At 44.0% G+C, this 14,326-nt stretch carries 16 protein-coding genes; 6 read left to right on the top strand and 10 right to left on the bottom strand.

Going from position 1 to position 14,326, the window contains the following annotated elements; translation table 11 throughout:
- Position 1: 1 nt before the first annotated feature.
- Positions 2–1,273, bottom strand: coding sequence for an HlyC/CorC family transporter (locus tag L9Q39_RS11415; protein ID WP_237485176.1), 1,272 nt, complete (start codon positions 1,271–1,273; stop codon positions 2–4).
- 110 nt (positions 1,274–1,383) lie between these two features.
- Positions 1,384–2,178, bottom strand: a complete 795-nt coding sequence (locus tag L9Q39_RS11410; protein WP_237485175.1) for a cytochrome C assembly family protein — start codon at positions 2,176–2,178, stop codon at positions 1,384–1,386.
- Positions 2,179–2,389: 211 nt separating this feature from the next.
- Here L9Q39_RS11410 and ffh point away from each other — a divergent pair, with 211 nt between their 5' ends.
- The 5 genes from ffh to rplS all read left to right on the top strand — a co-directional run bounded on the left by ffh (position 2,390) and on the right by rplS (position 5,991).
- On the top strand, positions 2,390–3,784 hold the full coding sequence (gene ffh, locus L9Q39_RS11405; RefSeq protein WP_237485174.1) for a signal recognition particle protein: 1,395 nt from the start codon (positions 2,390–2,392) through the stop codon (positions 3,782–3,784).
- A 200-nt stretch (positions 3,785–3,984) separates the two neighbouring features.
- Positions 3,985–4,233, top strand: a complete 249-nt coding sequence (gene rpsP / locus L9Q39_RS11400; protein WP_117233716.1) for a 30S ribosomal protein S16 — start codon at positions 3,985–3,987, stop codon at positions 4,231–4,233.
- Between the two features lie 22 nt (positions 4,234–4,255).
- Complete coding sequence (gene rimM, locus L9Q39_RS11395; protein ID WP_237485173.1) at positions 4,256–4,810, top strand: ribosome maturation factor RimM; 555 nt, start codon at positions 4,256–4,258, stop codon at positions 4,808–4,810.
- Between the two features lie 35 nt (positions 4,811–4,845).
- Positions 4,846–5,595 carry a tRNA (guanosine(37)-N1)-methyltransferase TrmD gene (trmD, locus tag L9Q39_RS11390; RefSeq protein ID WP_237485172.1) on the top strand — a complete coding sequence of 250 codons (750 nt, stop codon included), beginning with the start codon at positions 4,846–4,848 and terminating at the stop codon, positions 5,593–5,595.
- A gap of 42 nt (positions 5,596–5,637) precedes the next feature.
- Entirely contained in the window at positions 5,638–5,991 is a 354-nt protein-coding gene (rplS, locus tag L9Q39_RS11385; protein ID WP_237485171.1) for a 50S ribosomal protein L19, read from the top strand.
- Between the two features lie 89 nt (positions 5,992–6,080).
- Here the strand turns inward: rplS and yacG are convergent, their stop codons facing one another.
- The 8 genes from yacG to nadC all read right to left on the bottom strand — a co-directional run bounded on the left by yacG (position 6,081) and on the right by nadC (position 13,160).
- Entirely contained in the window at positions 6,081–6,275 is a 195-nt protein-coding gene (gene yacG / locus L9Q39_RS11380; RefSeq protein ID WP_237485170.1) for a DNA gyrase inhibitor YacG, read from the bottom strand.
- Between the two features lie 50 nt (positions 6,276–6,325).
- Entirely contained in the window at positions 6,326–7,066 is a 741-nt protein-coding gene (gene zapD, locus L9Q39_RS11375) for a cell division protein ZapD (protein ID WP_237485169.1), read from the bottom strand.
- Positions 7,067–7,098: 32 nt separating this feature from the next.
- Positions 7,099–7,707, bottom strand: a complete 609-nt coding sequence (gene coaE, locus L9Q39_RS11370; protein WP_237485168.1) for a dephospho-CoA kinase — start codon at positions 7,705–7,707, stop codon at positions 7,099–7,101.
- 2 nt (positions 7,708–7,709) lie between these two features.
- Positions 7,710–8,579, bottom strand: a complete 870-nt coding sequence (locus L9Q39_RS11365) for a prepilin peptidase (RefSeq protein WP_290369145.1) — start codon at positions 8,577–8,579, stop codon at positions 7,710–7,712.
- 40 nt (positions 8,580–8,619) lie between these two features.
- The gene (locus tag L9Q39_RS11360; protein ID WP_237485166.1) at positions 8,620–9,846 is read right to left on the bottom strand and encodes a type II secretion system F family protein; all 1,227 of its coding nucleotides are present in this window, start codon (positions 9,844–9,846) and stop codon (positions 8,620–8,622) included.
- Between the two features lie 8 nt (positions 9,847–9,854).
- Positions 9,855–11,573 carry a GspE/PulE family protein gene (locus L9Q39_RS11355; protein ID WP_237485568.1) on the bottom strand — a complete coding sequence of 573 codons (1,719 nt, stop codon included), beginning with the start codon at positions 11,571–11,573 and terminating at the stop codon, positions 9,855–9,857.
- Positions 11,574–11,586: 13 nt separating this feature from the next.
- Positions 11,587–12,009, bottom strand: a complete 423-nt coding sequence (locus tag L9Q39_RS11350) for a pilin (RefSeq protein WP_237485165.1) — start codon at positions 12,007–12,009, stop codon at positions 11,587–11,589.
- A 260-nt stretch (positions 12,010–12,269) separates the two neighbouring features.
- Positions 12,270–13,160: a carboxylating nicotinate-nucleotide diphosphorylase gene (gene nadC / locus L9Q39_RS11345; RefSeq protein WP_237485567.1), complete on the bottom strand. Its 891-nt coding sequence runs from the start codon at positions 13,158–13,160 to the stop codon at positions 12,270–12,272.
- Between the two features lie 139 nt (positions 13,161–13,299).
- On the opposite strand from nadC, the gene ampD reads away from it, so the two are divergent.
- Complete coding sequence (gene ampD / locus L9Q39_RS11340) at positions 13,300–13,899, top strand: 1,6-anhydro-N-acetylmuramyl-L-alanine amidase AmpD (RefSeq protein ID WP_237485164.1); 600 nt, start codon at positions 13,300–13,302, stop codon at positions 13,897–13,899.
- The last annotated feature ends 427 nt before the right edge of the window (positions 13,900–14,326 follow it).

The following is a 14,326-nucleotide window of genomic DNA, read 5'->3' as shown; positions in this document are numbered from 1 at the left end:
CTTAAGAGTGCGCCTGTTTCGGGAAGACTTTGACCACTTTAATGCGGTTTTCTTCCAACTCGATGATCTCCATCTGGTGTTCTGCAACATGCACACTCAGGTGACTTTCTGGAATATCCTCAAGGTATTCCAGAATTAAACCGTTTAGAGTTCTTGGACCATCCGTCGGTAGCGTCCATTTAAGTCCTTTGTTGATATCACGGATATTGGCGCTGCCTTCAATGAGGAAGCTGCCATCTCCTTGAGGGGTGATTTCATCAGAAAGATTCGGTGACATAGAAGTGGTAAATTCGCCAACGATCTCTTCAAGAATATCCTCAAGAGTAATCAAACCAATGATGTCACCATATTCATCAACAATAAGACCGATACGCTCCTTATTTCGTTGGAACTTCAGCATCTGTACGTTGAGTGGCGTTCCCTCTGGAATAAAGTAAATCTCGTCAGCACTACGCAGCAGAGTCTCTTTGGTGAATTCATTCTTCTCTAGCATTAGGCGATAAGACTCTCTTAAGCGCAGCATGCCGACTACTTCGTCAATCTGGTCACGATAAAGGACCACTCGACCATGAGGAGAGTGAGTGAGCTGGCGGACAATAGATTTCCAATCATCATTAATATTAATGCCAGTGATCTCGTTCCGAGGGATCATAATATCGTTAACCGTCACATGCTCTAAATCTAGAATAGAGATCAACATATCTTGGTGACGTGTTGGTATCAGTGAGCCAGCCTCGTTTACCACGGTCCTTAACTCCTCAGAGCTGAGATGATCCTCATCATTATGGCTTGCTTTAACACCTAACAAGCGAATAAAGCCGTTGGTAATGAAGTTGACCAAGATCACGAGAGGCGATAGCAGCTTCATTAGCGCAGTCAAAACAATACTGCTGGTGAATGACACGCGTTCAGGGTAAAGGGTTGCTAGAGTTTTTGGTGTAACTTCCGCAAAAACCAAAATAACTAAGGTGAGGATACCGGTGGCGATAGCGACGCCTAAGTCACCATAAAGGCGTAAGCCAAGGACGGTAGCGATGGCTGAGGCAAGAATATTGACTAAGTTGTTACCAATAAGGATCAGACCGATCAGGCGGTCGGGGCGGTTGAGTAGCTTTTCTACTCGTTTAGCGCCGCGATGCCCAGTTTTGGAAAGGTGTTTAAGTCGATACCGGTTCAAAGACATCATCCCTGTCTCTGAGCCTGAAAAGTATCCGGAAATTACAATGAGACCTGCAAGAATCGCAAATAAAATACCGGTCGAAATGTCGTCCAAAACGCAAAAATTCCTTTAGTTGAGAGTGAGTTAATTAAGTGGTGGTCAAAGTCTAACCTTTTGTCAATCCAAATAGGGCGCGCTAGCTCCCATTCCATTGACTTCAATATTTAGCCTAAGATGATTTCACGTACAAAGCGACTGCCAAAGTAGGCTAAGCTCAGCAGTAAAGCGCCAGCTAGAGCAAACCAGGTGACTTTTTTACCACGCCAACCTTTGTGATAATGACCCCAAAGCAATATGCAATAAATTACCCAGGCAATACAAGACAGTATGCCCTTATGTGCTTTACCTTGCGCGAACATATCTTGTACAAACACAAAACCTGTGATCAAGGTTACAGTTAGTAATCCTGTTCCTACCAAAATGATCTTGAAAAGCTGCCTTTCAATCATCATTAATGGAGGAAGGTTAGGGTTTATCCCAAGCGCCTTTTTAGTCTTAAGCTTGTGATCTAACCAAGCCAATTGCAGTGCATAGAGGGCACCGATTGAGAGAGTAGAATACGAAAACAACGCTAAAGAAATATGAATTAATAATTTAGGGTTGTGTTCAAGGTGGGTAATAAATGCGGTAGGAACAAACGTAGCCGCTGCTAAGTTAATCGCAGCAAAGCTGTAGACCACGGGCAATAAAAACCAAATCCTTGTTTTTAGCATGGCAACACTCATAAATAGCGAAATAATAAAGCTAATTAATGAGGCGACATTGAGGATACTGAGATTTTGTCCATTGCCACTGAGAATAAGATCGCCAAGCAACCACGCGTGAAACACTAGGGCAAGGCATGCACTAGCGAGTACGGTTTTAGCGCGTATTCCAACCTGTTGCACTAGGCTTGGAATAATAGTGGCAATAGCAAGACCATATAAAATGACGGCCGCAATGGCAATTAGACTGTCCATCGTAACAAGAGAGTGATTTAAAAAAGGAATTATACCTTGCAATGCCCCTGCGGGCTATGTCGGATGTGAAAACAATTGACTTACTATTGAAAAATGCGGCAAGTAACAAAGCCAAGGTATGGTGATGACTGACTGAGACCGACTTGGGTATATGATGTGGCTAAGGTATACTCAGCGTAATTGATCGCATTAATTGAGCGAAGAGAAACAAATGTTTGAGAATTTAACCGACCGTCTGTCGAGTACGCTGAAGAATATCAGCGGAAAAGGACGCCTGACGGAAGACAATATTAAAGAGACGCTGCGTGAAGTGCGCATGGCACTGTTAGAGGCTGACGTTGCTCTACCTGTTGTTCGTGACTTTATTAAAGGTGTGAAAGAGCGCGCTGTCGGTGTCGAGGTTTCTAAATCTCTGACTCCAGGGCAAGAATTTATCAAGATTGTTCAAGCTGAGCTTGAATCCGTGATGGGCGCATCCAATGAAGCCCTTGATCTCGCGGCTCAGCCTCCAGCTGTGATCTTGATGGCGGGTTTACAAGGTGCAGGTAAAACGACCAGTGTTGGTAAACTCTCTAAGCTTCTTAATGAAAGAGACAAGAAGAAAGTCTTAGTTGTCTCTGCTGACGTTTATCGCCCTGCGGCGATTAAACAGCTAGAGACATTGGCGCAAGATGTGGGTGTTGATTTCTTCCCATCAACGCCAGATCAAAAGCCAATCGACATTGCCAACGCTGCCATCGAGCATGCTAAGAAGAAATTCTACGATGTGCTTATTGTCGATACCGCCGGTCGCCTCGCGGTTGACCATGAAATGATGGAAGAAATCCAAGCGCTGCATAATGCGGTTAATCCAGTTGAAACCCTGTTTGTTGTTGATGCAATGACGGGGCAAGATGCGGCGAATACTGCGAAAGCGTTTGGTGATGCGCTACCACTAACGGGTGTGATTCTAACCAAGGTTGATGGTGATGCTCGTGGTGGTGCTGCGTTATCAGTACGTCACATTACCGGTAAGCCCCTTAAATTTATGGGTGTGGGTGAGAAAACTGACGCCCTTGAACCTTTCCATCCTGACCGTGTGGCTTCACGTATCTTGGGCATGGGTGACGTTCTGTCGCTTATTGAAGACTTGCAACGTAATGTTGACCAAGAACAAGCTCAGAAAATGGCGAAGAAGTTCAAGGAGAAAAAAGGTTTCGACCTAGAAGACTTCCGTGAACAACTGGGCCAAATGCAAAACATGGGCGGCATGATGGGAATGATGGACAAGCTACCTGGCATGTCTAATCTTCCTGCGGATGTAAAAGATAAAGTTGATGACAAGATGTTTAAGCAGATGGAAGCGATCATCAACTCCATGACGATGAAAGAACGTCAACGCCCGGAATTGATCAAAGGCTCGCGTAAAAAGCGTATTGCTGCGGGTTCAGGCACTCAGGTACAAGACGTTAACCGTCTACTTAAGCAGTTCACTCAGATGCAAAAGATGATGAAAAAAATGCAGAAAGGTGGCATGCGCGGCATGATGCGTAACATGCAAGGTATGATGGGTGGCATGGGCGGAATGGGTGGCGGTGGCGGCGGTTTCAATCCATTTGGTCGATAATTACTCAGGTAGTTCGATTAGATTTCAAACTGTTACCTATATCACACTAGAACCACTGGTGAAAAAATAGCTAAAAGCCTTGCATTGCCTCGGAATAAGAGTAAAATTCCGAGGCTTTATTTTGGCACGAGACCTCAGGTTGCTCATTTGAGAAACAATTCTGAGGTCATTTTTATTATTGAGAAAGCAAAGAGGACGACATGGTAACCATTCGTTTGGCACGTCACGGCGCTAAAAAGCGTCCATTTTATCAAATCGTAGTAGCGGACAGCCGCAATGCTGCAACTGGCCGTTTCATCGAGAAAGTAGGTTTCTTTAACCCAACTGCTACTGGTCAAGAAGAAGGTCTACGTCTAGACCTAGACCGCGTTAACCACTGGGTTGGTCAAGGCGCGTCTCTATCTGACCGCGTTGCTAAGCTAGTTAAAGACGCTCAAAAAGCGGCTTAATTGTTAGCGAAGTAAAAGCAGTATGTCGATGAAAGGTAATGAAACAATGAGCGAACAAAACGAAAGAATTGTTGTAGGTAAATTTGGTTCTACTTATGGCATTCGTGGTTGGCTTAAGGTTTTTTCCTACACAGACAATCCTGAAAGCTTATTCGATTATAGCCCTTGGTATATTAACCAAAAGGGCAAATGGGTTGAGTACAAGGTTGAAAGTTGGAAGCGCCATAACAAAGGTATGGTGTGTAAATTAGAAGGTTTTGAGGTTCGTGAAGAAGCTCACCTGCTAACTAACTTTGAAATCGCAATTGACCCGACTGTACTACCTGAATTGTCAGAAGATGAATTCTACTGGCGTGAATTGTTTGGCATGCAAGTAGTAACCACAAAAGGTTATGACTTGGGTGAAGTGACCGATATGTTGGAAACGGGTTCAAACGATGTTCTTGTAGTAAAGGCTAATCTGAAAGACGCTTTTGGGCAAAAGGAACGGTTGATACCGTACCTTGAAGAGCAAGTGATCAAGAAAGTTGATCGCGAAGCTCAACGGATCGAAGTTGACTGGGATCCTGGATTCTAATCCATACATTAGTAACTAATAGAGCGAGAGAACAGATGTGGGTCGGCATTATTAGCCTTTTTCCAGACATGTTCCGCAGCGTTACTGATTATGGAGTAACAGGTCAAGCGGTTAAAAAAGGTCTATTGTCGATTGAGACTTGGAATCCTCGAGATTTCACTCACGACAAGCATCGAACTGTCGATGACAGACCTTACGGTGGTGGTCCTGGAATGTTGATGATGGTACAGCCTTTGCGCGATGCCATTACTGCAGCCAAGAACGCTTCACCGGGTAAGACGAAAGTCATTTACCTCTCTCCTCAAGGTCGTAAACTCGACCAACAAGGAGTTGAAGAGTTAGCGAAAAACGACAACCTCGTGTTGATTTGTGGACGCTACGAAGGGGTAGATGAGCGTATCATCCAAACCGAGGTTGACGAAGAATGGTCAATCGGGGATTTTGTGATGACGGGTGGGGAAATCCCAGCCATGACGTTAATTGATTCGGTTTCTAGGTTTGTTCCTGGAGTGCTTGGAGATTTTGCGTCGGCAGAGGAAGATTCTTTTGCTAATGGCTTGTTGGACTGTCCACACTTCACGCGTCCGGAAGTGCTTGACGGATTAGAGGTACCGAGTGTACTCAAATCTGGTAACCACAAGGATATTCGTCGCTGGCGACTGAAACAGTCGTTAGGCCGTACTTGGCTAAGAAGACCAGAACTCCTGGAAAACCTAGCTCTGACTGACGAACAGGAACAATTACTTGCCGAGTTCATTAAAGAACATCGAGATAATAGCAAGTAACCTATTTTATTTAGTATCAGTTTATTCTAGGAATTTAAGAACATGAGTAACATCATCAAGGCTCTTGAAGAAGAGCAAATGAAATCAGGCCTACCTAAATTTGCACCAGGTGACACTGTTGTAGTTCAGGTTAAAGTAAAAGAAGGTGACCGTGAGCGTCTACAGGCTTACGAAGGTGTTGTAATCGGCATCCGTAACCGTGGTCTACACTCTGCATTCACAGTTCGTAAAATCTCGAACGGTGAAGGTGTTGAGCGTACGTTCCAAACTCACTCTCCAATCGTTGATAGCATCGAAGTTAAGCGTCGTGGTGCAGTACGTCGTGCCAAGTTGTACTACCTACGTGAACGCTCTGGTAAGTCTGCTCGTATTAAAGAGAAACTTGCTAAGAAGTAATGCTATTAGATTAGCGTTCTCAAGAAGAAAAACGGAGTCCATTTGGACTCCGTTTTTTTATGCTTGTTGGTCGATTAATCAGAACAAATTTAGTAGTCGTTCTCAGACCAACCATCACTGTCTGACATATCAGGTGCGCCGGGAATAGAGTTTTCTTCGTCAGCCCATTCACCAAAATCGATCATTTGGCACTGCTTTGAGCAGAAAGGTCTAAATGGGCTATCTTTACTCCATACCACCTCTTGTTTACATTGAGGGCATGGGACAATAGTGGGTTTACTCATAATGGTTCCAGAGTTTTATTTCGGTAGTGGTAAATAGGTAGTAGTAAAATCTAGCTGCAAACGGCAAGTTCAAACTCGACATCTTTCGGGTAAGCTTGTCCGGATTCAAACGAGATAAACTTGATAGCAAAGCGGTTTTTGTGCCCAGAAATCATCGGATAGACGCCGTATTCCATTGGGATGGTTAATCGTAGAATATTGGCTTCTTCGGCATCACTTTGTAAAAATCCGGCTCGTGCAATTTGCGGTTTAAAGCGACCAGTTTCGCGAGTTAGCTTTAACCAAAGTTGTAGCGCATTCATTAATGGCTTGAGCGAGACCAACCATTTCTGCGCATCGTGATTTCTTTTTTCGAGAGGAAGGTGCAGCCAATAGTGCAATGATGGAAGATCGAAGCAGCAAGAACCACCCGGAAGTCCGAATCTTTGTCTAATAGCGCTAAGAAACTTATCTTCTTTCAGTGCTTGACCAAAGCGGTCTGCATTCATCAAATCTTTATGCACATCGTCTAAGCTATCAAGAATAGTATTCAGCGTTTCTTGATCGACCCCTTCGACATTGAGCCAGGCACGATACATGAGGCGCTGCTTTTCCAGGTCTTTTGCAAGTTCACTTTTCAGTTGGATCTGTTCAAAAATTTCCAACAGGTCGAATAACGATTTAAAAAACAGCAAGTACTGTGAATTATCTGAAAATGCCGAAGATTGCTGAAGCTGCCTCAACAGAGATTCAATTCTTAGGTATATTCTGGTTTTTTCGTTAAGAGGATGCTCGAATCTATTTGTGGTCATTGAATTAGCCTTTGTACACTTAGCGAGTATTTTCACAGATTTTCACTGCTTAATGCCAGATACTTTTTGTGTAATTGCGTGACTTGGGACATAAGTTGTGCGTTTTGAATATTATTATCAATAATATCATCGGCATGAGCCAGTCTTGTTTGTCTACTTGCTTGTGATTTGAGTATAGAACGGACTTGACCTTCAGGCACATTATCACGTGTTATAGTTCGGTCAATTTGTGTTTGTTCACTCACATCAACGACAAGTACTCGGTCTGCTAACGATTGTAATCCATTTTCAATCAGCAAAGGAACCACCAAAAGGGTATAAGGGCTTTGTGACTTGGCAAGCGCCTCCACCATACGTTGGCGAATGATTGGATGGAGAGTGCTATTGACCCATAACTTATCGTCTTCATTAGCAAAAATGATGTTTCTGAGTTTCGCTCGATCTAAGCTGCCATCAGGCTGCAAGATACGATCACCAAAGCGTTGACTTAGAGCAAGGAGACCTTCGGAACCTTTCTCTACCACCTCTCTGGCAATAACATCAGCATCGACCAATTCAATCGAAAAGTGTTGATGAAAAAGATTAGCCACCGTCGTTTTACCACTGGCAATCCCCCCGGTTAAACCGACGATAAGGCTCATACCTAGATACCTACGACACGAGTTAAATAATAATTGATAATCAGATCTCCCCACAAAGCGGCAACCCACCCCGCAATCGCAAGATAAGGACCAAACGGAAAAGCGACCTCAACCCCTTTGTTTTGCAAACGCAGTTGTATTAAGCCAAACATGATGCCAACGACCGATGAAAGTAAGATAATGAGCGGTAATTGCTGCCATCCAAGCCAAGCACCAAGAGCGGCGAGTAATTTGAAATCACCATAACCCATGCCTTCCTTACCGGTTAGCAGTTTGAACGCCCAATAGAGAGACCAAAGGCAGAGGTAGCCAATCATGGCTCCAACAATAGAATCCTGTAGAGAGACCGGTGAGATACCTAATGTTGCTAATAATATCCCCGCCCACATAAGAGGCAGTGTCAATTGATCAGGCAGCAACATGGTATCCAAATCAATAAAAGTGGCTGAGATTAAAATAAAAGTAAAAGCAATAAGCGCTAGGCTATATTCGCTGTAGCCAGTCGTGAAAGCCACAGTGAAAGCCAGCGTGGCGGTCAGTAATTCGATCAAGGGATAGCGCGCACTGATTTTAGCTTTACAGTGATGACATTTCCCCCCCAATATCAGCCAGCTGATGACAGGAATATTGTCTTGAATACGGATGTGAGTTTGACACTTAGGACAACGGGAGTGTGGTAGGTTGAGGTTAAATTTCCCCTTTGGAGGCGTAATCTTGTATTCGGGAAACGCTTCTGCACACTCTTGTCGCCAAGCTCGTTCCATCATGATCGGTAGGCGATGAATCACAACATTCAGGAAGCTTCCGACAATTAAGCCGAAAATAGCGGCAAATAAAGGATACAACCAAGGGTAATAAACAAACACATCCATGAGGGTCATCATAAGGTCAATAATTTAAACTGCGACTATCTTAGCCTAATACCGACAATAAGTTAAAGAGGGGGAGATACATTGCCAATACCAGTCCGCCAATAATGACGCCCAAAATAATCACAATGAAAGGTTCTAGTACTTGGTTAAGATTATCAACGACTTGCTCGATATCCAGTTCATAACGTTGAATGAGGTGCGTAAGCGTCTTTTCTAGCTGACCTGATTCTTCTCCAATCATCACCATTTGCAATAGCATTTCTGGAAAGGCTTGTGTTGTTCGCATCGCTGAATGGATGGCGGTGCCTGCGCTCACTTCGCTTTCCACCTGTTTTAATTGCTCAGCAACATAGCGATTGGTGAGTAACTGATAGCTTAGCTGCAATCCAGATAATAAAGGCAAGCCTGACTGAGTACAGATAACCAAAGTTCGAGCAACTTGTACGACGATGGATTTTAATAATAGTGACCCAAATAGAGGCAGTGTTAAAACATAGTGATGTACTCGGCGCTGAGTGGCTAAGTGATGACGATATATCAACCCAAGTAATGTGACGGTTATCCCGATGATCATTGCTGCGTGGGTTCCATGAGCGCTGACCCAAGCAGAGGCGTAGATCACGGTCTGAGTCAGTTTTGGCAGCGGTGCATCGAATTGCGCGAACATGGTCTCAAACTGTGGAATGACTTTGGTGAGCATAATGTAACAAACGATGACAGCAGCTAATAATACCGTTATCGGGTAGATAAAGGCTTTGGTGATTTTAGCCCGCATCATTTGCTGTTTTTCTCGATAGAGATTGATAAGACATAGTGTTTCACTAAGTTTTCCGGTCTGTTCTCCGGTTGTCACCATCTGAACAAAAAATTGATCAAAACATGTGTGAAACTCGCGCAGTGCTTCTGACAGGGTAAGTCCAGCCGTTATCTTACAATGGAGTCGATAGAGCAATAATTTAACGCTGTATTTATTATGAGTGTGCTCAATGAGCTTAATGGCATAGTCAATATTCACTCCAGCCTCAAGCATCGTTGCGAGTTGATTAGCGATCAGAGTGACATCGGTGCGATTGACGGGGTTAAATACACTCTTGAGTTTGGAGAAGCGACGTTTAGAGAGGGTTGTCATCTCGATTCGATGTTGACGTAATTGCTGTTGCAGTTCGTCACTGGATGAGGAAAACCACTCGCCTTGATGCGTCACACCATTGTTGTCATAGCCTTCCCAGTGGAAGAGTTGTATTGGATTTGATGCTGTATCAGCCATAGGCGTACTCAAGTGTTAGTTGGATTGTTTATTTGTGAGCGGGGCAGTTGCAAGTCAAAAGAAAACTCAAGGACTCGGAGTAGTTCTTGTTGACTCGTAATCCCTGATTCAAGGAGTTGAGCGGCAGAGTGAGAAATCGGGGTAAACCCTTCCTGTTTAGCTATCTGCTCAATCTGGTGCGGTAGCAGTTTCTGGTTCATCGCTTCGATGATTTTGGGAGTGATAATTAACAGTTCATACAGTCCGACCCGACCCAGATAGCCCTTGTGACAGTGGGAGCATCCTTTGGGGTTTGCATCGAAGCGCGTAGAGTGTGGTTGTTGGCAGTCCGGTTGGATTGGCAGTTTGCAGTGTGAACATAAACGGCGAACCAGTCTCTGAGATATGACCAAATTGAGTGCGGAGGCGAGATTGAAGCTATCGATTCCCATGCTACTTAAGCGTGCAAGGGTTTCTAATGCGGAGTTAGTATGTAAGGTTGCTAGAACCAAGTGACCGGTATTAGCAGCACGTAATGCCATTTCGGCAGTTTCTTTATCACGAACCTCACCCAACATAATGATATCGGGATCTTGCCTGAGAAAAGCACGCAGTGCTTGGGCAAAACCAAACTCGATCCCATGATTGATCTGAACTTGATTGACGCCATGCAGGTTGATTTCAACAGGGTCCTCTGCGGTTAGGATATTTTTCTCTGTTTGATTGATTGCATTCAATCCCGCATAAAGTGATACCGTTTTTCCACTTCCTGTTGGTCCGGTAACGAGGATCATGCCTTGTGGTTGTTTTAGCGCTGTTCGATACCATTCTTGTTGTTGCTGATTTAAGCCGAGTTGTTCGATTTCGAGCTGATTGGCGCTGCCATAAAGAAGCCGTAGAACGATCTTTTCTCCCCATGTAGTAGGCAATGTGGAAACTCGAATATCTATGCTTCGAGAGGATGAGATCTTGAGCCTAATTCGCCCATCTTGTGGTCGCCTTCGCTCGGCGATATCAAGACTGGCGAGGACCTTGATTCTGGCACTGAGTCGACGATGAAGATGGTGAGCCAATTGGTAAGCTTCAAACAACAATCCGTCACAGCGAATTCTAATACGATAATTCTTTTCACATGGCTCGAAATGAATATCAGAGGCGCGTTTATTGATAGCATCAATGATGATGGAATGAATAAAACGGCTAATTGGAGAAGAGTTGGAGTCTGAGTTGGGATCGAGTTCAGAATCATTGCTGGTGTGTTGGCTTAGATCTTCAAGCTCGCGATCAGTCAGTGCCGTATTATCGGTTAACTCTATGCTCGATTGATAATGCGGCAGCGTTTTAATGCACTCTTGAATCGCTTGTCGATCAGCAAGCACAAGAGAGGTCTCTAGCCCGGTAACAAATTGAAAGTCGGACTCTATACCAGGACGAGTTGGATCAAACACAGCGAGGGTTATTTTCGCGTGATCTGAGAGGATTGGCAGAGCCTGATGATGAAAAATCAATGCACTAACCTCTTGAAGCTCACAGATTTTGAGGGGGCTGTATTGGTGAATCGTCATCAGAGGTAGATCGAGGAGCTTGGCTAATTCGGTCAGAAGTTCATGTTCAGACATGATCCCCAAGCGAGCTAAGCTCTCATTAACTGAACACTGCTCTTTCTCAACGGTTTGCTTGAGTAGGGTTAATCCCTCTTGGGAAATTAGATTGGCTTGAAACAATAGATAAGCGAGATTGGAGTTCATCATGCTTAACCCCTTAATTCTCACAACGACTGAGTACAGCTGCTGTATTGGTAAATTGGCTCTCGCATACCCAATCACCATCGGCACTGCGCTTAAGACGAATGGTTTGTCCTGCTAATTGGCTATTTGCTGAAGCACTAAAGGTAAAAATCAGCTCCCCGGAAGAATCAATGCTAGAGGAGGTCGTCGTGATGGAGGATGATAAAGAGCTTGGAATAGTAAGATCACCCGATGAGGGGAATTTCCCATGTTGCAACACATAATACTCAGATTGGGTTTTGAGGGCAGAAAGTGAGGCTAGGGCAGACGTTGCTTCACTTTTTAATATATAGCCTTGATAACTGGGGATCGCCACGGCTGATAAAACGCCAATGATAGTCACTACGATCATGAGTTCGATCAGAGTGAAGCCAAGGTTTGATTTGATTCGATACATAATGTATTTCCCCGCATTGTTGGTAAGGAAAAATTACGTATTTGTTATCAAACAGAGAATCACCTTGAGTACAGCTTACGATCGAGGACGCACTAATCAGATTAGCGTTGAAACTAACAATGATTATTTGTGATTGGCTAGAAAGTTCGAGTTTTACAACTTGAGGGGGATGTGTGAGTCAACTGCGATGAATATGAGAATGAGAAAAAAAGAGGCGTAGAAACGCCTCTTGGTTTAGGTTCTAACTTTGTGTTCGATGATTAGTCTTGGAAACGCATAGATAAATCTAAGGCAACAAGATGCTTGGTTAACGCGCCTACAGATATGTAATCGACGCCTGTCTCTGCAAACTCTTTAATGGTTTCTAGCGTGACATTACCAGAATTCTCCAATGCAGCACGGCCAGCGTTAATCTTCACCGCTTCACGCATCATCTCTTTAGTGAAGTTATCAAGCATGATGATGTCTGCGCCAGCATCAATAGCTTGTCTTAACTCATCGAGAGATTCTGTTTCAACTTCAACTGGCTTACCTGGGTTGAGTTGCTTTGCCGTTGCAATAGCTTTATTAATACCACCACAAGCGATGATGTGGTTTTCTTTAATCAGGTAAGCATCAAAAACACCAATACGATGGTTATAGCCACCACCACATGCGACAGCATACTTCAAGGCACTGCGTAGACCTGGAATGGTTTTGCGAGTATCAAGTAAACGGCACGGTGTATGAGCAATCTGCTCTGCATATTGAGCAACAACACTGGCACAACCTGACAGCGTTTGGATGAAGTTCATCGCGTTACGCTCACCGGTCAACAGAATACGTGCAGGACCCGTAAGGGTGCATAGCGTTTGATTCGGAACTACTTTATCGCCATCTTTAACATGCCACTCAATCGACACTTGACTGCCTAGTTGCTTGAACACTTCATCGGCCCACGCTTGCCCACAAAAAACACCATGCTCACGAGTGATGATGGTTGCTGTGTTGTGTGCATCTTCAGGAATAAGGCTAGCGGTAATGTCGGCAGAGACGTCGAGAGTGCCACCAAGATCTTCACGCAGAGTATCGGCAACGGCTCTGGTAATTTCTAGAGGAAGCTGTTTTTTAAGATACTCAAGGCGTTCTTGGCTATTATGTGTGTTCTTCATCGCTTGTGCTGTCTGTGTAGATAAAATCAAAGTGGGCATGATACTCTTGCTGGTGTGGAATTTCAGCATCAATTCTCGTATTTTTTATTGCTGTGCTATCTCTCCTTCACATCAACAACTATGGTGGATAAGTGTCAATATGGCTATCGAACTCGCGTCGACCACAACCGTGAATAAGCAAATAGATGCTAAAGGCTGGTATAAAGCAGCTAGGCATGTACCCAGTCCCCACTTTGATGCTCGTCCTGTCCAGCAGGATGTTTCTTTGTTGGTGATTCATAATATTAGTCTACCTCCGGGGCAATTTGGAGGTCCTCATATCGAAGCCTTTTTTCAGGGCACTCTAGATCAAGATTTGCATCCATTCTTTAAAGTGATTAAGCCGATGAGAGTATCGGCTCACTGTTTGATCAGGCGATGTGGTGAGGTGGTTCAGTTTGTCTCTTTTAAACATAGAGCTTGGCATGCCGGACAATCGAGCTTTGCTGGTCGCGAGCGATGCAATGATTACTCTATCGGTATTGAACTAGAGGGAACGGAATTTACTTCATATACGCAGCAGCAGTATCAGAGCCTATCGACACTCACTCGCGCCATCACCACCGACTATCCTCAAATTACTTCTCAGCGCATTACGGGTCATCAGTATATTGCACCGCTGCGTAAAACCGATCCCGGTCTGAGTTTTGACTGGGTTCGTTATAGAGCGGCGATGAAACTCGACCAAATTGAAAAGTGATTCAAGTTTTCGACGTACTTAGGGGCTAAAAACAATAAATACCGATGAAGCGCGCTCGATAGAAAAAGCGAAATGACGGTCTTGGTTTGGTACCAATCTTATGGAATATCACTGAAGAGCGTAATTTGCGTGTTGGGTAACAGTGAAGCAGGAGTACGTTACGTATTATGCGAAGTGTTGCATTGGTATTTAGCCCCAAAGAGGTATTGGTTTTTTCGTTTAATCAAATGGTTACAAAATCGGCATAAAGAACAAGTCGGTTCGGGTTATTTGTAATATTTATTTTGTTTTCCAAAATATTACGACTTTCTCCCAAAGATTTAGTTTATGATTTTACAGCATTTTTGTGGGGTAAAGATGTGCCATGCCCGCTTGTTGTTGATTTTAAACAATTTTATTTGTCAGACAATTGCTCCGTGGTTGAAAT

It is taken from the genome of Vibrio hippocampi, from assembly GCF_921292975.1.
GTDB lineage: Bacteria > Pseudomonadota > Gammaproteobacteria > Enterobacterales > Vibrionaceae > Vibrio > Vibrio hippocampi.
This window is presented reverse-complemented; position numbering and strand designations above follow the sequence as displayed.